Source organism: Prosthecobacter algae (assembly GCF_039542385.1).
In the GTDB taxonomy this organism is placed as follows: Bacteria; Verrucomicrobiota; Verrucomicrobiia; order Verrucomicrobiales; family Verrucomicrobiaceae; genus Prosthecobacter; species Prosthecobacter algae.
The window spans coordinates 365,932-384,089 of sequence record NZ_BAABIA010000006.1; the positions used below are offsets into that span (position 1 = coordinate 365,932).

16 protein-coding genes are annotated in these 18,158 nt (G+C 60.2%); 10 read left to right on the top strand and 6 right to left on the bottom strand.

Features of this window, described 5'->3' with window-relative positions:
• Window positions 1–228: 228 nt before the first annotated feature.
• The 3 genes from ABEB25_RS16135 to ABEB25_RS16145 form a co-directional block, all read right to left on the bottom strand.
• Window positions 229–1,254: a chromosomal replication initiator protein DnaA gene (locus ABEB25_RS16135; RefSeq protein WP_345737451.1), complete on the bottom strand. Its 1,026-nt coding sequence runs from the start codon at window positions 1,252–1,254 to the stop codon at window positions 229–231.
• Window positions 1,255–1,391: 137 nt separating this feature from the next.
• Window positions 1,392–2,258 carry a presqualene diphosphate synthase HpnD gene (gene hpnD, locus ABEB25_RS16140; protein ID WP_345737452.1) on the bottom strand — a complete coding sequence of 289 codons (867 nt, stop codon included), beginning with the start codon at window positions 2,256–2,258 and terminating at the stop codon, window positions 1,392–1,394.
• Between the two features lie 6 nt (window positions 2,259–2,264).
• Window positions 2,265–3,368 carry a hypothetical protein gene (locus ABEB25_RS16145; protein ID WP_345737453.1) on the bottom strand — a complete coding sequence of 368 codons (1,104 nt, stop codon included), beginning with the start codon at window positions 3,366–3,368 and terminating at the stop codon, window positions 2,265–2,267.
• A gap of 340 nt (window positions 3,369–3,708) precedes the next feature.
• On the opposite strand from ABEB25_RS16145, the gene dnaA reads away from it, so the two are divergent.
• The 8 genes from dnaA (at window position 3,709) to ABEB25_RS16185 (ending at window position 12,574) form a co-directional block, all read left to right on the top strand.
• Entirely contained in the window at window positions 3,709–5,190 is a 1,482-nt protein-coding gene (gene dnaA / locus ABEB25_RS16150) for a chromosomal replication initiator protein DnaA (RefSeq protein ID WP_345737454.1), read from the top strand.
• Window positions 5,191–5,252: 62 nt separating this feature from the next.
• Window positions 5,253–6,353, top strand: a complete 1,101-nt coding sequence (locus ABEB25_RS16155; protein ID WP_345737455.1) for an alpha/beta hydrolase family protein — start codon at window positions 5,253–5,255, stop codon at window positions 6,351–6,353.
• Between the two features lie 63 nt (window positions 6,354–6,416).
• A complete protein-coding gene (locus ABEB25_RS16160; RefSeq protein ID WP_345737456.1) occupies window positions 6,417–7,400 on the top strand; it encodes an MDR family NADPH-dependent oxidoreductase in 984 nt (327 codons plus the stop codon).
• 143 nt (window positions 7,401–7,543) lie between these two features.
• A complete protein-coding gene (locus tag ABEB25_RS16165) occupies window positions 7,544–8,830 on the top strand; it encodes a hypothetical protein (protein WP_345737457.1) in 1,287 nt (428 codons plus the stop codon).
• Between the two features lie 6 nt (window positions 8,831–8,836).
• On the top strand, window positions 8,837–9,718 hold the full coding sequence (locus ABEB25_RS16170; protein WP_345737458.1) for a metallophosphoesterase: 882 nt from the start codon (window positions 8,837–8,839) through the stop codon (window positions 9,716–9,718).
• Window positions 9,718–10,596: a hypothetical protein gene (locus ABEB25_RS16175; RefSeq protein WP_345737459.1), complete on the top strand. Its 879-nt coding sequence runs from the start codon at window positions 9,718–9,720 to the stop codon at window positions 10,594–10,596. The genes ABEB25_RS16170 and ABEB25_RS16175 overlap by 1 nt, the downstream gene beginning before the upstream one ends.
• A gap of 212 nt (window positions 10,597–10,808) precedes the next feature.
• Window positions 10,809–12,008 carry an AAA family ATPase gene (locus ABEB25_RS16180; protein WP_345737460.1) on the top strand — a complete coding sequence of 400 codons (1,200 nt, stop codon included), beginning with the start codon at window positions 10,809–10,811 and terminating at the stop codon, window positions 12,006–12,008.
• Between the two features lie 2 nt (window positions 12,009–12,010).
• A complete protein-coding gene (locus tag ABEB25_RS16185) occupies window positions 12,011–12,574 on the top strand; it encodes a DUF4276 family protein (protein ID WP_345737461.1) in 564 nt (187 codons plus the stop codon).
• 69 nt (window positions 12,575–12,643) lie between these two features.
• Here the strand turns inward: ABEB25_RS16185 and ABEB25_RS16190 are convergent, their stop codons facing one another.
• The gene (locus ABEB25_RS16190; RefSeq protein ID WP_345737462.1) at window positions 12,644–14,560 is read right to left on the bottom strand and encodes an ABC-F family ATP-binding cassette domain-containing protein; all 1,917 of its coding nucleotides are present in this window, start codon (window positions 14,558–14,560) and stop codon (window positions 12,644–12,646) included.
• 111 nt (window positions 14,561–14,671) lie between these two features.
• On the opposite strand from ABEB25_RS16190, the gene ABEB25_RS16195 reads away from it, so the two are divergent.
• Together ABEB25_RS16195 and ABEB25_RS16200 are read left to right on the top strand one after the other, a co-directional pair.
• Entirely contained in the window at window positions 14,672–15,037 is a 366-nt protein-coding gene (locus tag ABEB25_RS16195) for a Dabb family protein (RefSeq protein WP_345737463.1), read from the top strand.
• Between the two features lie 20 nt (window positions 15,038–15,057).
• Complete coding sequence (locus ABEB25_RS16200; protein WP_345737464.1) at window positions 15,058–16,095, top strand: threonine aldolase family protein; 1,038 nt, start codon at window positions 15,058–15,060, stop codon at window positions 16,093–16,095.
• A gap of 3 nt (window positions 16,096–16,098) precedes the next feature.
• Here the strand turns inward: ABEB25_RS16200 and ABEB25_RS16205 are convergent, their stop codons facing one another.
• Together ABEB25_RS16205 and ABEB25_RS16210 are read right to left on the bottom strand one after the other, a co-directional pair.
• Window positions 16,099–17,325, bottom strand: coding sequence for a PQQ-like beta-propeller repeat protein (locus ABEB25_RS16205; protein ID WP_345737465.1), 1,227 nt, complete (start codon window positions 17,323–17,325; stop codon window positions 16,099–16,101).
• 137 nt (window positions 17,326–17,462) lie between these two features.
• A complete protein-coding gene (locus tag ABEB25_RS16210; protein ID WP_345737466.1) occupies window positions 17,463–18,074 on the bottom strand; it encodes a superoxide dismutase in 612 nt (203 codons plus the stop codon).
• Window positions 18,075–18,158 lie beyond the last annotated feature (84 nt).

An 18,158-nucleotide genomic window follows, 5' to 3' on the forward strand; every position in this document is an offset into this window, starting at 1 on the left:
CGTCCGCCCCATCGCCCCCCAAACCACGGGACTTGGCAAGTCCCGCTCCTTGGGGGTCTGCCCCATCATCGCCCCCCTTCCGTGTCTTCCGAATCTTTCGTGGTTGAAAAAAAACCTGCGCCCGACCTAACAAAAAGCGCATCAAAAAAGGGTGTCTTCATCGAAGACACCCTTGAAGTGACACCCGCCCAATCCGTGAAGTGGGGCGGGGAAATCTGGCCGATGCGCCTACGGAATCTCAAAGACCTTTTGTGTGGTCGGGTCCAGCGCCAGGGAGCCGCTGCTCAGGCCCGTCACATCCAGCTCCTGATAAGGCGCATAGGGACTGATGACACGGCCCGGCTTGCTGGCGCGCTTGCCTTTGAGGAAGGAGCCGCTGTTGCCCGCGCCCACCGGGGCTTTGTCGGAGGTGGTCTTGCTGGGCGGGGTGGACTGGGCGGTCTCGGACTTGGGCTTGGCCCCTGGCAGTGGGTAGTATTCTTTCTCCGCCGCGCCTGGGCTGGTCTTTTTCTCCACCACTGGCGGGGGCATCTCTTCCACGGCAGGCTTTGGCTTCCGGCTCATCGTCGGCGGCGTGTACTTCTTGGCCGGTGTCTGGGCGGACTTCGACTTCAGCGAGGTGCGTGGCGGCGGGGTGCTGCCCATGCGGCTGCCGGCCTGTGGGGCGGGCTGGGTGGCCTGGCGCTGCGGTGCAGGCGGGGTCTGGTACTGCGGCACACCCGGCTGGGGGGCTGGCGGCTGCTGGTAGCGAGGCTGCTCCTGGTAACGCGGCGGCGGCGTGGCGTAGCCGGGCTGCGGCTGGCCATACTGGCTTTGATAAGACGGTGGTGCATTGTCCAGGCTGCGGCCTCCCTGCTGCGGGTAACCTCCAGATGGCGGATACCCCTGCGGGGCCTGGTAGTTGTCAGGCGTTCCATCGCCATAAAACACGCGGCGGAACATGTCGCCAAACTTGCGGCCAAACGTCGGCAGAAACTGCACCGGGCTCACATATTCCGTCTGCGGCTGGGCATAGCCCTGCGGGGGGTAGGAGGGCTGCGAATAGCCTGACTGGGCATAGCCCTGCTGCGGATAGGCCGGAGCCTGGGCAGGGTACTGCGGGGCTGAATACTGCGGCTGCGCGCCATACCCAGGAGGCGGGGGATAACTGTAACCGGAAGGCTGCTGGGCATAAGCCGACGCCGCCACGCAGGACAGCGCCAGCACTCGCCAGAGCGAGCCTTTTCCGTGCTCAGGGAGGGGGCATGTATTCATATCGTTAAGGTTTCTTAAATTTAATTTTCATCAAGGGGTTTCTTTGGCCCCCACGGTCTGGCCATGACAGCCCCCGTCGGGGCCAGCAGCGCCCTTCTTCCCCTCTGACGGCAGGCCCCTCGGAATTGTTCAGATCATCACGCCCCTTTTCGCCGCGCACGTGCCAGCCAGGATCGCGCCGTGTAGCTCAGCAGGATCCACACCTTGCGCAGCGGGTGCAGGCGGCAGCGTTTTTCAAAAACCGGGTACCGCTCGCGATGCAGCTTTTCCAAAATTTCAAAGTACACCTGGCCCATCATGCGCGCAGGCAGCAGCGCATCCCGGTCCGCCGCAGGCAGCAGCCGGGCCGCGTCATCATACATTGCCCGCGCCCGCTGATACTGAAAGTCCATGAGCTGGACGAAGCGCTGGTTGTGCCGCCCCTCCATGATCTCGGCCTCGGTCACGCCAAAGCGCTTCAGATCCTCCAGCGGCAGGTAGATGCGGCCCGTCTCGCGCGCATCCTGACCCACATCGCGGATGATGTTGGTGAGCTGCAGCGCATAGCCCAGTCGCACCGCGTATTCTCGGGACTGTGGCTGCGTGGCACCAAAGATTTCTGCACTCACCAGACCCACCACTGAGGCCACCTTGTAGCAATAGCCCAGCAGCTCCTCATAGGTCTCATAGCGCACATGCACGATGTCGCTGGCCACACCATCCACGATCTCCGCCATCCAGGCACGGGGAAAGCCATACTTGCGCGCCAGCGGCACCACTTCATCCAGCACCGGGTGGCCAGGGGCCTCGCCCTCGCTCACACAGCGCCGCCAGTGGGCCAGCTCCTTTTCCTTTTCCTCTTCGCTCAGCGTGGTGCTGTCTGCGATGTCATCCACCACGCGGCAGAAGGCATAGAAGGAGATCATGTCGCGCCGCCGCTCTTCCGGCAGGCAGCCCAGCGCCAGGGCGAGATTGGACTTCGCCCGCTTCGCGATCTCGGCTGAGGAAAGGTGGGGATCAGTCATGACGCATCAATTCGCCTGCCCCTGCAGGGAGGCAGCTTTTAAACCATGACGAAGAAGAGTGAGCACAAAGGCTAGAAATAGCCAACTGCGCACGGTGGCAAGCACCAAAGCAGACAAGATGCGAATCAGCCCCGGCCAAAGCGGCCCCTCTGGCAGCAGCGGCAGCAGCCCGTGCAGAGAAAAATGCACCAGCATCAGCACCGCCGTGGCCGTGATGGCATAGCCCAAAAGAGGCAGCAGCGTTTTCACACACACCTGGGCTGTCGCCTCCACCATCACACTCAGCGGCGCACGCAGCCGCGCGGCCACCACCGGCACGGCGGCAAAGAGCAGCGAGGCCTCCACCACCACCCACACGGGCCAGGCAGGCCCTGTTTCGCCCAGCGTGCGCCAGGCCAGCAGCCACAGCAGATCCAGCGCAGCCAGCACAGCCCCGCCCTGCCAGCGCGCCAGCGTGTGCTCCAGCGCCAGCCACAGGTCCTTTTCATCCTCAGGCTCCGTCGGTTCCTCCCAGCCGATCACCAGACGGATCATGTAAATTTGCAGACCCGCCATCATGCAGGCCTCCGCCACCCAGCGGCAGGTCAGTCGCAACGTCTCTAGCCACTCCGGCATGGGCCTCATCACCGTGGCCACCTCCAGCCCTAGCCACACCCAGGCCACCAGCGCCGCCACAATGAGCGCGCGAAACACCGCAGGCCGCTTCCGCCGCGAATCATAACGATATGGAAACTTCTTCACGCGCCACATCAGCAGCGTCAGCAAAAACGGCACCGCCAGCGCCGCTGGCCAAGGGGGAAAGAATCCATGCGTCAAGGCCGCCACCTCCTGCGCCGCCACAGGCACCCGCGCCAGCATCTGCGACCACGCCGTTACAGCACCTGCTTCACCGCCATTCATCAGCGCGATGCCCCAGGGCACGGCCGTGCCGGAGAGCAATTGCAACGCCGCCATCATCGGCACCAGCCAGCGCAGCGACTGCAGCATGTCCCACGCTTCTGAAAACTCCTCCCGCAAGGGATGCCACTTCAGGTGCAGCATCAGCCCTGCCCCCAGCAGCATCATGACCAAAAAGGTCTGAAGCCAAAGGGTGTGCGTGGGGTCCGTCATTGCGTGATGGCCTTATCCCTGCTGCAAACTCAGGCCAATGCCAAGGAGCGTTTCATGAACCATGCCAAGAGTCAGTTGCACACAGCTTCTCACACCCTGTTCACAGCTTATTCACCAGTTGTACAGAGATGCTTAAGCTGTGGGCATGATATTTTTTGATGACAGCCTGTCAGGAATCCAAAAACTTTAAAAATTAGCTCAAGATTTGCTTGTGAACCGTGTCAGTTTCGACATACACAGGGGTAGATTTTAAAAACAAAATTGCGGCGCTGCATTCCCCTCCGAATCAGCGCCGCCTTTGTCCCTTCCCGCACCTTCCCGACCCGCAGCCAAATCACTTATGGAGACCGATCATGAAGAAACATCCCAACCCCCCCTCTCCATTTCCAACGACAGCACCGAAGGACACGATCTGTTTCATCTCGAGCCTACCGCTTGGGACCAGATCTGCGGCATCCTTCTGAAGAAGCTCGGCCACGACAACTTCCAGCGTTGCTTCTCCGGCACCACTGCCCGCATCGCCGATGGCCATCGTTTCATCGTCAATGTGCCGAACCCGATCCATCAGCTCTGGATCGAAAGCAACTTCGCCGGCATCTTGGCCGATGCTGCCGCTGAAGTGCTGGGCACCGCTGCCCGCATTGAGTACAGCATTGCCAATGAACTGCAGCCGGTCTTCCCTGCCACGGCCAAGCCCGAACTGAAGGCCGCCCGTGTCAGCACCCGCAGCGATACCGACCGCCCCCTGGCTAGCCCCCATGTCACCGCCGAGGTAGGCAGCACCCGCTCCTTTGCCGAAGCTGGCCTCAACTTGAAGTTCAATTTCGACAACTTCGTCGTCGGCTCCAACTGCAGCTACTCCGCCGCCGTCGCACGCGCCGTCGCGGAAAAGCCGGGCCGCATTTACAATCCCCTCTTCTTCTACGGTGCCACCGGGCTGGGCAAAACCCACCTCATGCAGGCCATCGGCCAGGAAGTGCTGATGCGCAAAAAGAAGGCCATCGTCCGCTATGTGACCTCCGAGCAGTTCACCAACGAATTCGTCGAGGCCATCAAGAAGCAGAGCTTCACCCAGTTCCGCCAAAAGTACCGCAAGGTGGACGTGCTGCTCATTGATGATGTGCACTTCTTTGAAGGCAAGGACAGCACCCAGGAAGAATTCTTCCACACCTTCAACGAGCTCTTCAACAACGCCAAGCAGATCGTCCTCGCCAGCGACCGTCCGCCGAGCGACATCAAGAACCTGGAAAGCCGCCTCGTCTCCCGCTTCGAGTGGGGCCTCACCACCCAGATCCAGACGCCGGACTTCGAAACCCGCGTGGCCATCCTGCGCCGCAAGATGAGCGACTTCAATGTCCAGCTCGATCCCTGGATCCTCGAGTTCATCGCCCAGCGAGTGCGCACCAACGTCCGCAAGCTGGAAGGTGCCCTCATGCGCGTCGCCGCCCACTTCTCCCTGGAAGGCGTGATGCAGAACGAGGCCGCCCTCGCTGCCTTCTTGCACGACGTCATTGATGAGGAGCCCACCAAGTCCGTCACCGTGGACCGCGTGCAGCGCGCTGTGGCCAATCAGTATGATCTCCGTGTGAGCGACCTCACCGGCCCCCGCCGCCCGAAGAACATCGCCGAGGCCCGCCAGGTGGCCATGTACCTCACCCGTCACATGGTGAAGCTTCCGCTCATCCAGATCGGCGAAGAATTCGGCGGTCGCGACCACGGCACCGTCATCCATGCCTGCAAGGTCATCACCCAGCGCATGAGCGAAACCCATGACTTCCGCGCCATGGTGGACCGCCTCAGCTCCAAGCTGCTGGAGGCATGATCCGTATTTAAACAGATTCCAATCTGACCAGAATTTGGGCGAAGGGATGCGTATGAGTCTGCATGACTCGCGCCAGTCTCTTCGCCCTTTTCATTGCCACCGTTGGCCATGCCGCCGATCCCCTGTGGGAATCCATCGCCCCCAGCTTCCGGCCCCCGGCTGAGTTCGCCGCTGTCTATGGTGACTACGCCAGCCCGCTGAAGTTTAAAGACGGGCGTGAGGTGAAAACCGCCGCCGACTGGGCCCAGCGCCGCCAGGAGATTCTCACCACCTGGCACGGCCTCATGGGCGAATGGCCGCCCCTCGTCGAAAAGCCGCAGCTCGACATCCTGGAGACCCAGCACCGCGACAACTTTACTCAGCACCGCATCCGCTTGCAGATCGCCCCGCAACAGACGGGTGAAGGTTACCTCCTCATCCCCGATGGCCCCGGCCCCTTCCCCGCCGTCTTTGTGCCCTTTTATGATCCAGAGACCAGCATCGGCTATTCAGACAAGCCTCTGCGTGACTTTGCCTACCAACTCACTCGGCGCGGATTCGTCACCCTCTCCATTGGCTCTCCTGGTGGCGATGCCCGCAAGCCCGTGCTCACTGCCGGGGCCCAATGCCAGCCGCTGAGCTACCTGGGCTACGTCTCTGCCAATGCCTGGACCGCCCTTTCGCAAAGGCCAGAAGTGGATGCCAAACGCATCGGCATCATGGGCCACTCCTATGGCGGCAAGTGGGCCATGTTTGGTGCCTGCCTCTGGGACAAGTATGCCTGCGGCGTGTGGTCAGATCCCGGCATCGTTTTTGATGAAACCCGCCAGAGCATCAACTACCAGGAACCCTGGTACCTGGGGCTGGATCCCGCCCTCACCCGCAAGACCGGCCTCATCCGCCCCGACAGCCCGCGCACCGGCGCTTACAAAACACTGATCGAGAAAGGCCACGACCTCGTCGAATTCCAGGCCCTCATGGCCCCGCGTCCCTTCCTGGTCTCCGGTGGCGCCGAGGACCCGCCCAAACGCTGGGTGCCGCTGAACCACCTCATTCAGTTGAATACTTTGTTAGGCCATAAAAACCGCATCGCCATGACCAACCGGCCCGACCACTCCCCCACCCCCGAATCCAACGAGCACCTCTACCGTTTCCTCGAGTGGGCGCTGAAGGCCACGCCTTAGAGAGAGTGAAGGAGCATCCGCACTCCATCTTGGCATTGCCTCCATTCTGTGCCATCAAGTCTCATGTCATTCTGCCTGTCCTTCCCCACCACTGGCAATCCCGCCGAAGTCCTTGAAGTCGTCGAGCGCCCGCTCCTGCCGCTCACGGGTCATGAGATCCGCGTGCACATGCGCTACGCGCCCATCAATCCCGCCGATCTCAACTTCATCGAAGGCAACTATGGTCGTCCTGCCCATCCTCCCGCCATCCCTGGCCATGAAGGCTGTGGCGAAGTCATCGCCATCGGCCCGGACGTCACGTCTTTAGAGGTGGGAGATCTTGTCATCCCGCTTCTGGGCGCAGGCTGTTGGGCCCAGCACATGACGGCAGACGAGCAGTTCTTCGCCAAGCTCCCGCCCGGCATTGATCGAGTGCAGGCCTCCATGCTCCGCGTCAATCCCGTCACGGCTTGGCATCTGCTGAAAAAGCATGTCACCCTCGAAGAAGGCGAGTGGGTGCTGCAAAACGCGGGCAATTCCGGTGTCGGGCGCGCGCTGATTCAAGTGGCCAAAAGTCTCGGCCTCAAAACCGTGAGTTTCGTGCGCCGCGAGGAGCTCATTCCTGAATTGAAAGCCTTGGGGGCGGACGCTGTTTTTCTGGATGATGAAAAGGGGTTTGCCGCCGCGAAAGAGCTTCTCCAAGGCCAGGAGTTAAAGCTCGCCGCCAATGCCGTGGGGGGCGACAGCGCTATCCGCCTCATGGACCTCCTTTCGCCAGAAGGCACCCTCGTCACCTACGGGGCCATGAGTCGCCGCAGTCTGAAGGTGCCTAACAAATTTTTGATCTTCAAAAACCTTCGCCTAGAGGGACTGTGGATCACACGCTGGTTTGAAAAGGCCAGCACGGCTGAGCTTTATGAAGTCCTGGAGCCACTGGTCAAAATGATCCTCCATGGTGAGCTGGTCACCGCTGTGGATGAGGTCATCCCCATGGCCGAACACCGCCGCGCCATGCAGCGTGCCCAGGAAGGTGGCCGCGCTGGCAAAGTCATCCTCGATCTGGCGTAAACGCCTCCCTGTGGTGGGCCGGATGTGTTTTGCGCGATGATACTCCGCAGGGGGTGCTGATTCGTTTTATCCTCGACGGGGCGCGTGTTCCTCACATAGAACCAGCGCATTCCCTGCGTATGTTTCGCCCTGTTTTATTCGCCATGTTCCCACGCCCAGTCCTGCTCGCCGCCAGCCTCCTGGCCAGCCTCTGCCTTTCCGCCCCAGCCGCCACACCAGAAGCGGCTGCGCAAAAGGTCCATGATGAAATCTGGGAACGCTTTGTCGATGAGTACAACCTCGTGCTCGACTACACCGGGCTCGATGGCAAAATCATCCGCCCCACGCCGGAAGACTGCCGCGAGATGAAACCGAGCGCCCTGAGCTGGGGCGTGCCCAATGAGGACGGCCCCATGTTCAACGGCCTCTACCTCGATGCCCTCTGCACCCGCTGGAAGCTGACGAAAGACGAAGCCATCCGCGCCAAGGCCCGCCGCCTCATTGAGGGCCTCCTGCTCGTCTCCACCGTGGGTAAGACGCCCGGCTTCATCGCCCGTGGCATCGCCACCGATGGCAAGACCACCTACACCCTCGGCTCCAATGACCAGAGCACCCCCTGGCACTATGGCATCTGGCGTTACCTCACCGACGGTCTCGCCACTCCCGAGGAAAAAACCAAGCTCACTGCCGCCTTCATCGAGCAGATGAACATCCTCGACAAGAACGGCTGGAAGATGCCTACCGACGGCCCGCCCTGCCCCTACCGTGGCGACTTCACCAAACCCACCTGGGAAGGCGTGCCGCGCCTCCTTTTCGTCATGAAGGCCATGCATCACTTCACGGGTGAAGAATCCTGGCACCAGCGTTACCTCGCTGCGGCTAACGAAAAGGTTGGCAAAAAAGAACGCCCGCGCATTGACTTCTGCCGCGAGGGCATGGTCTTCGATCCCGGCCAGGGCGCACGGCACTCCTGGACAGGCAGCGAAGGCGTCATCTGCCTGCGTGCCCTTTGGGAAATGGAGAAGGATCCCGCCCTCAAGGCCGTCTATGCCGAGGGCCTGCGCCACAGTGCTGAACTCTCCGCCCAAAGCCTGCCCCTCATCGAGAAATTCGACGTCAATGGCACCGAGGTTTTCAATCTCGACTGGCGTATCATGAATGAAGCGTGGAAGCCCCAGTTCAGCGAGAAGGATGCCGTGGATGTCGCACAGGCGGGACTGCGCGTGCAGGGCAAAAGCTCCCCCCGGCTCAAGCTGGAAAAGGACTACCTGCGCGAGCCCTGCTTCGCCGCCTGGGTCGTCACCCTCTGCCCGGACTCCGCCTATGTGGAGACCCAGCGTGCCGCGATTGAAAAAGTGATCACTCACTACAATCCCGACAAGGCTTACCTCTCCCAGTTCTTCCCCCTGGAGTCCGCCTGGTGGCGCCTGCGCGAACACGCCGCTAAGTAACCGATCATGACCAGCCGCCGCGCCTTCCTCCAGCAGGGGTCCCTCTGCCTTGCCGGTCTCGGTTCCAGCACTCTACTCGCTGCCGAGCCCGAGGCCAAACCGCTCCTGCGCATCGGCCTCATGACCGACCTCCATTACGCCGACAAGGCCGCCACCAAGACCCGCTTTTATCGCGAAGCCCTCGGCAAGCTGGATGAAGCCGTCGCCTTCATGAACCGGGAGAAACCCGCCGCCGTGGTGGAGCTGGGCGACTTCATTGATCAAGCCCCCACCGTGGAACAGGAGCTGGAGTGGCTGAAGACCATGGAGCAGCACTACGCCCGCCTGACCATGCCGCGACACTATGTGTTAGGCAACCACTGCGTCGCCACCCTCACCAAGGCCGAATTCGCCGCCCACACCGGGGCCGCCCTTTCCGGTTACAGCTCCTTTGAGCAGAATGGCATCCGTTTCATCCTGCTGGATGCCTGCTTCCGCGAAGACGGCACCGCCTATGGCCGCAACAACGCCCACTGGCAGGACTGCCACATCCCCGCCCAGGAGCTCTCCTGGCTGAAGGATGAACTCGCCCGCGCCCCCGGCCCCGTCATCATCCTGGCCCATCAGCGGCTGGACCTGGACAAGGCCCACGCCGTAAAAAATGCCGCCGAAGTGCGCACCATCCTGGAGAAGTCGAAGAAGGTCCTCGCCGTCTTCCAAGGCCACTCCCACAAGAACGATCTCCAGGAAATCAACGGCATCCCTTACTGCACCCTCGTTGCCATGATCGAGGGCACCGGCATCGAAAGCAGCGGCTACACCCTGCTGGACATCCTGCCCGACAGCTCCCTTCGCCTGCACGGCTTCCGCCGCCAGACCAGCCGCAGCCTGAAGTCCACCGCCCTGTGATGAAACGTCTCTGCCTTGCCTTCTGCCTTGCCTTCTGCCTCGCCATTCTCAGCCCCGCGTTTGCCGCAGACAAAGCCAAGGAGGATCTGCCACTCATCACCACCGGCACCTGGAAGCATGAGGAACTGAAACGATTCAAAGCCCCCGAGGCCAAACAGGGTGTCGCCGCCGATGATGAGCATATCTACGTCATCACGAATCGCGCTCTGGGCAAGTATCGCAAAGACACCCTGGAACGTGTCGGCGAGTGGAAGGACCAGGAAGGCGGCCCCTTCATCCACATGAACTCCGGCATCATTCATGAGGGCAAGCTCCTGTGCGCCCACTCGAATTTCCCCAGCGTGCCGATGACGAGCTCCATCAAGATCTTTGATCCCAAAACAATGACCCATGTGGGCACTCATAGCCTGGGCATTGACTCCGGCTCCCTCACCTGGATCACCTGGCACGACGGCCATTGGTACGCCTGCTTCGCCCATTATGCCAAAAGCCAGCCTGCCACAGGCCGCGATCCCGCCTGGACCGAACTCGTCCGCTTCGATCCCGAATGGCGGCGCACCGGCGGCTGGATCTTCCCCAAGCGCATCGTCGAGATCTTCGGCAACTCCAGCAGCTCCGGCGGCAGCATCACCTCCGATGGCACCCTCTTCATCACCGGCCACGATGCCCGGCAGCTCTTCATCCTGCGCTTCCCCAAAGCCGGTTCCGTCCTCGAATGGACCGATACCATCCCCATCACCGCCGCAGGCCAAGCCTTCGCCTGGGACCCCGTGCAGCCCGGTATCTTCTACAGCATCCTCCGCAGCAGCCAAGAAGTGGTGATCTCCCGGATTCAAGAATCCGGGATGCCAAGAACAGATAAGTCCCCGGAACAATGAGCCTGCGGCCAGAAAAGAGTAATCCACCTGCAGTTCAGTCCCGGAAGATGCAGGAGCCTGGAACCTGCCATAGAAAACGTTGTTTGACCGCCCGAAACGTTTTTTGGGACTTCATCAGCAGTTAAGCCTAATGATGAATTGAAGGCCAAAGTCTGTCGATAATCTTGACAAATGTCGGACAAAACACATTTGAGCGATAAACATGTGATGCCATGAGAATTGAAACCATAAGGATCCAGAACTTTAAAGCGTTACAGGACGTCCATCTCACGAATCTTCCCGGTTTCTGTGTGTTCGTGGGCAAAAATGGCACTGGTAAAACAACTTTGTTCCGTGTTTTTGCTTTTCTAAAAAAAGCGCTAGAAACGAACATCCGCATCGCATTGCAGCAGGAGGGCGGTCGTTTGGGATTTCAGGAGGTGGTGTCACGCGGTCATGCCGATGAGCATATTGAGATCGAAATCCAGTTTAGGCTTGAAATTTTGGGGACCAACCGACTAGTCACTTATGAACTCCAAATCGGTTACGATCAGACTGGAGCTCGTCCATACATCAAGCGGGAAATTCTTCGCTACAAGCGCGGACGTTATGGTGCTCCATATCGGTACCTGGATTTCTCCAACGGTACTGGTCTGGTGGTCACGAACGAGAATGAGTTTGACGAACCCGAGAAAAAACTGCTCAGGGAAGAGCAGAAACTCGACTCGCCGGACATCCTTGCTATAAAAGGGCTCGGCCAGTTTGAACGTTTCAAAGCTGCGAGCGAATTTCGCCGCCTAATCGAGAACTGGCATATCTCAGATTTTCACATCACTGCCACACGTGGGGTGAAGGATGAAGACTCCTCCATTCATCTCTCTTCTTCAGGAGACAACTTGGCTTCTGTTGCTCGGCATTTGTATGAAAATGAAAGGGAAACGTTCGATCGAATCATCACGAAAATGAGGGAACGCGTGCCTGGAGTGGCTGATGTTGAGGTACGACCGACAGACGATGGACGCCTGTTGATGCGTTACCGCGATGGAGCCTTCAGGGATCCATTCCTCGACAGCAATGTATCTGACGGTACCATCAAGATGTTTTCTTATCTTGTGCTGCTGGAGGATAGCAAGCCGCACCCTATTCTCTGTGTGGAGGAACCTGAAAACCAACTTTTCCCTGATTTGATGACAGTGCTAGCAGAGGAATTCGCAGCATACGCTCAGAGAGGCGGACAAGTTTTTGTATCCAGCCACTCGCCAGACTTCCTCAACGCGGTTCCTTTGGAGAGTATCTTTTGGTTGGAAAAGGAGGACGGTACTAGCACAGTGCATCGTGCCTCCGATAAAGAATTACTCCAGCGCCTAGTCAAGGAGGGAGACAAGCCCGGCTGGATATGGAACCAAGGATTTTTTGATTCCCAGAAGCTGTGATCATGAGACGCATCGTTTTTCTCCTTGAGGAGCAATCCATGGTCGAACTCTTGCGTGGAATTCTGCCCAAGATCTTTCCAGATTGGGTGGAGAACCAGCACTGGATCGCCGTGCATCACAATGGCAAGTCGGACCTCGAAGCATCTATTCCTCGCAAACTCCGCGCTTGGAACATACCGGAAGATCGTTTTGTCATCATGCGTGACAACGACGGTGGTGATTGTCGTGCTCATAAACAACGTTTGCTCGGTCTAGCAGCCGCCAGGGATGTAAATCAGGTACTGGTGAGAATCGTCTGCCAGGAGCTGGAGGGATGGTTTCTAGGAGACTTGGATGCGGTCGCGGCCGCATATCCGGTAGCGGCCCGTAAACTGAAGGCTTCACACCGCAAATATCATGACCCAGACCGGATGACCAATGCTGCAGACGAACTATACCGGCTCACAGACGTGCCTGGGAAGGTGGGGCGGGCCAGGGCGATAAGTGGCAAAATGGCCGTGGAAGCTAATCTCTCCCAAAGTTTTCAAGTCTTCGTTGCTGGGCTGCGGAGGCTGGTGGGAACCTAGTTAACACTCCAAAGGTGCATATTCACTTCTGCCACCTTACCCTGTTTGACAAGGTGGCTCGCTGCAATACTACACTCCCTCACTCGCGGCTTTCACGGCTTCGAGTTCTTCCCAGCGGGCATACAGGCGGGCGACGCGGGTTTTGGCATCTTCGAGTTCTTTGATGAGTCCTTCCGCTTCGGTGGAGCGGGTGACGTAAAATGACGGATCATTTAGCGTGGCATCCAGGGTCTCTACTTTGCCTTCGGCCTCCAAGATGATCCCCTCGATCTCTTCCAGTTCACGGATCTCCTTGAAGCTCAGCTTTCGCGGCTTGGCCTGGCTTTTCGCGGCGGCAGCACTGCTGGCTTTTTCAGCCTTGGCGGGGGCCGTCCACAGCTTGTCGCGGGCCTCGCGCTCTTTGCGCTTCTCCAGGTAGTAGCTGTAGTTGCCCACCTGTACATGCACGCCGGATTCCTCAAAGGCGATGATCTGGTCGCACACGCGGTCCAGGAAGTAGCGGTCATGGCTGACGACGATGGATGTGCCAGAGAAATTGCTCAGAGCCTCCTCCAGGATGCGCAGGCTCTGCAGGTCCAGATCGTTCGTCGGCTCATCCAGCACGATGACGTTGCCACCGCGCTTCAGCACCTTCGCCAGCATCAGGCGGGCGCGTTCGCCCCCGGACAGACGGTCCACGCGCTCATTCGTACGCTCATCGCTGAAGAGGAAGCGGCGCAGGTAGGCGCGGGCGCTGAGGCGCTGCTGGCCAAAAAAGACCACGTCGTCCTGATCCGCCACTTCGGAAAGGATGGTGCCATCGCCGCTGAGCTGCATGCGCGTCTGGTCAATGTAGTTAAACACCACCTTTTTGCCCACGGTGGCCTTGCCAGTTTCTGGCGGGCGCTGCCCCATGCAGATGCGCAGCAGCGTGGTCTTCCCCGCGCCATTGCGCCCCACGATGCCCGTGCACTGGCCGGGACGGAAGATGATGTCCAGGTTCTTAAACAGCCAGCGTTCACCGGCATCCGTCTCCACCATGCCGCCGACGTTTTCCAGATTCACGGCAATGTCGCCCATGTCAGCAGGCGGTGGCAGCAGCAGGTCCATTTCGCGCTCCTCCGGCGGGGCTTCCTGGCCTTCGATGGCGTAGAAGGCCTCCAGACGGCTGCGCTGCTTGGTCCCACGGGCTTTCACCCCGGCACGCACCCACTCCAGTTCCGTGCGGAGAAAGCGCTGACGGCGGCGTTCAGACTGCTCGGCGATGGCCTGGCGCGCGGCCTTGCTTTCCAAAAAGGCCGTGTAGTTGCCTGGGTGGGAGTAACATTTGCCATCCGCCAGCTCAATGATGCGGGTGGCGATGACATCCAGAAAGTAACGGTCATGGGTGACAAAGATCGCCGCCCCGGAGAAGCTCCGCAGCGTCTCTTCCAGCCAGCGGATGGAGTCGGCGTCCAGATGGTTGGTCGGTTCGTCCAGCAGTAGCAGGTCCGGCTGGGCCACCAGGGCCCGGCACAGGGCCACACGGCGTTTTTCGCCACCGGAAAGCGGGGCCACCACGGCATCCAGCGCAGGGGCATCCAGGGCAGTCGCCGTGGCGCGGATGCGGGCATCCAGGTTCCAACCGTCGGCGGCTTCGATCTGGTGCAGCATTTCGGAGAGCTCCGCCTCGCTGCCGTCCCCTTCCTCATAGCGGGTCAGCCAGCTCGTCAGATCGGCCGCACCTGCCTGGATGTTTTCCATAACCGTGCGGTCCATGTCCAGTTCGAATTCCTGCGGCAGGTAGCCCATGCGCAGGCCACGGCGGATGGAGAGCTCGCCCGAATCAGGGCGCTCCACCCCGGCCAGGATCTTCAGCAGGCTGGTCTTGCCGCAGCCATTGCGACCCACCAGGCCCACTTTTTCCCCGGCAGCCACGGCTAGGGTTACCTCTTCCAGCAGGCGTTGGTTGCCATAGGAAAGGGCCAGTTCATTGGCGGAAAGGAGGGCTGCAGTCGGCGGGGGCATAGCGGGGGGCGCAAGACATACCCGGTAGAACTTCACATGCCAGAGCGAATGCAGGCTCGACACCGGATATCTTCTGCATCATGAAAGCGGGATATTGCGTTTTTTCCTGCCATGAAACTCCTCCTCCTCACCCTCGCCACCACCGTTCTCCTCATGACCTCCGCCGCCGCTGAATCCCCCTACCGCCACGTCGTTTTCTTCAAATTCAAGGACACCGCCACACCAGAGCAGGTGCAAACCATCGAAAAAGCCTTCATCGAACTGGCCAAAAAGATCGATACCGTGGAAGGCTTCGAGTGGGGCACCAATGTGAGTCCGGAGAATCTCAACGACGGCTTCACCCACTGCTTCTTCGTCACCTTCGCCAACAAAGCGGGCCTGGAAGCCTACCTGCCGCATCCTTCCCACCAGAGCTTTGTCGCCCAGCTCAAGCCGATCCTCGATAAGGTCTGCGTGCTCGACTACGTGGCCAAGTAAGCCCCCTGCCCTCCATCCCTGTGAGCACGGTCGCCGCCAAATACCACTTCGCCTCGGACAATACCTCCGGCATCTGCCCGGAGGCCTGGCAGGCCATGGCGGAGGCCAATGCAGGCTACCAGCCCAGCTACGGGGCCGATGCCATCACGGCGGCAGCCTGCGAAAGCTTCCGCCAGTTTTTCGAAACGGACTGCGAGGTCTTCTTTGTCTTCAACGGCACCTCAGCCAATTCCCTCTCCCTGGCCAGCCTGTGCCAGAGTTACCACAGCGTGATCTGCACCGATGTGGCCCACGTGGAGACCGATGAATGCGGCGCACCCGAGTTCTTTTCCAACGGCTCCAAGCTGTTGTTGGCGAAAAGTTCGTTAGGCAAGCTGGACCCTACCGACGTCGAACGCCTCATCACCCATCGCACAGACCTGCACTACCCGCGTCCCCGGGCCCTGAGCCTCAGCCAAAGCACCGAGCTGGGCAGCACCTACCGCCCCGGTGAAATCGCCGGCCTCTGCCAGGTGGCCAAACAGCATGGCCTGCATGTGCACATGGACGGTGCGCGTTTTTTCAATGCCCTCGCCGCCCTGGGCTGCAAGCCTGCCGACATCACCTGGAAGGCCGGTGTGGATGTGCTCTGCTGTGGCGGCACCAAACTGGGCATGGCCGTCACGGAAGCCGTGGTCTTCTTTAACCGCGACCTCGCCCGCGACTTCGAATACCGCTGCAAGCAGGCCGGGCAGCTCTGTTCCAAAATGCGCTTCATCTCCGCTCAGTGGCTGCGCATCCTCAGCGATGACACTTGGCGCAAGCACGCCAACAGCGCCAATCATCTGGCCCGCCAATTGGCCGATGGCCTGGGCCACCTGCCCGGGGTGCAGATCCTCTACCCCGTGGATGCCAATGCCGTCTTCGCCCGCCTTCCCGAATCCATCAAAACCGGGCTGAAGGAACGCGGCTGGATCTTTTACAGCTTCATCGGCGGCGGCTCCCGCCTCATGTGCTCCTGGGCCACCACCGAGGCGGATGTGCAGACCTTCCTGGCGGATGCCAAAGCCTGCTTGTAATCCTCACCGCGCCGCCGTCGCGGCTGTGCGTTTGCCGATGCAGAACAGGTGCTTGCTGCCCCGGACAAAGATCTGTCCCTCGCTCATGGCGGGTGAGGCATACACCTTTTCATCCAGTTCGCTTTCTGCCAGCAGGTCATACTTTTTGCCGGGCTTCACACTGCGCATCAGGCCGAAGTCATTGATGAAATAGACACGCCCTTCCGCACTCACCAGGGAGGCGTGGTGCTCCTTCATCCGCTCCTCCCACACGATCTCACCCGTCTTCGCATCGAAGCAGTGGCCGATGCCTGAATCGCTGACGATGAGCAGCCAGCCCTTCTCACAGATGGGGCTGGGCACGTAGGACACGCCCTTGTTCGTGCGCCATTTGATGTGGGTGTTTGTCACATCGCCCGCCCCATCCGGGCGGATGGCCAGGATGTGATGCTCTGGAAAGCCGCCGCTGAGGAGCAGCAGCCCGGATTTTTCATCAAAGACAGGCGAGGCCACAAACTGCTCCGTCGGCCCGTCCATCATCCACAGCAGGCGGCCATCGCGCGGGTCATAGCTGGTCACGCATTTGGTCCCGGTCAGCACCATCTGGGTGCGCCCAGCCATTTCGCGGATCAGCGGCACGCAGTAGCTGCGCGTCTGGTTGGGCCGCTGGATGCGCCACAGCTCGCGCCCATCGGCGCGGGAAAAAGCCACCATGTAGCCCGGACCATCGTGGTCGCAGTTCACGATCACCTTGTCCTCAAACAGGATGGGGCTGGAGCAAAAGCCATGCTTGCTGGCAAATGTGCCCGGCCGCACCTGCCACACCTGCTTGCCACTGAAATCATGCGCGCTGACGACCACCTCCATCTGATCCAGAAAGGCGGTGAATACCTTTTCCCCATCCGTGGCCGGTGTGCTGGAGGCATGACTGTTCAGCCGGTGCTTGCCTTCCAGGCCCGTTTTTAGCACTTCCTTCTGCCACTGCACCTTGCCGGTGGCGCGGTCCAGGCACAGCAGCACCCGCGCCTGCTCCTCCGGCAGGGAGGCCACGGTGAAAACATGGTCACCCCACACAATAGGCGAGGCATGGCCCTCCCCGGGCAGTTCCGCCTTCCAGGCCAGCGTCTTCTCCGTCAGTTCCATGGGGAATCCCCGGTCCTGGCTCGTGCCATCCAGGCGCGGCCCCCGCCACTGCGGCCAGTTCTCAGCATGGAGCGTGGCAGCAAACAGGAAGGGCAAAACAAAACGCATAAGGAAACAGTATCGGTTTGAAACCGCCGCTTCAATCAAAAGTGCGGTGGCTCTTTGCGGTTCCTCTATTCTTCCTGGGCACAAAAAAGCGGGTCCTTCTCACGAAGGTCCCGCTTCAAAGTTTTATCCGGCGAGGCTTACTTGGCCTTGGCGAAGAGATCGGCGACAGCCGTCCAGTTCACCACATTCCACCACGCGGTGATGTAGTCAGGGCGCTTGTTCTGATACTTCAGGTAGTAGGCGTGCTCCCAGACGTCGCAGCCCAGGATCGGGGTGCCGCTGCCGTCCATGAGGGGATTGTCCTGGTTCGGGGTGGAGGTCACGGCCACTTTGCCGTCCTTCACCACCAGCCATGCCCAGCCGGAGCCGAAACGTGTGGCACCTGCCTTTGCGAAGGCTTCCTTGAAGGCATCGAAGCTGCCGAAAGCGGCGTTGATGGCTTCGGCCAGCTCACCCGAAGGGGCGCCACCAGCGTTCGGGCCCATGATGTTCCAGAACAGGCTATGGTTGAAATGACCACCGCCATTGTTGCGAACGGCTGCCTGGATGTCGGCAGGCACGCTGCTGATCTTCTTGCACAGGTCTTCGATGGAAAGCGCCTCGAGATCGGCCTTGCCAGCGATGGCGTTGTTCAGGTTCGTCACATAGGCGTTGTGATGGCGACCGTGATGGATCTCCATCGTGGTGGCGTCAATGTGCGGTTCGAGCGCCGTCTTGTCGTAGGGGAGTGCGGGCAGTGTATGAGCCATAATCGTTTGGTTTGGGTTAGACTGGGTAGGTAGAGGGCGATACGCCGCTGGGCAAGGTCGCTTCTCCAAAAACTCGTCAAAAAA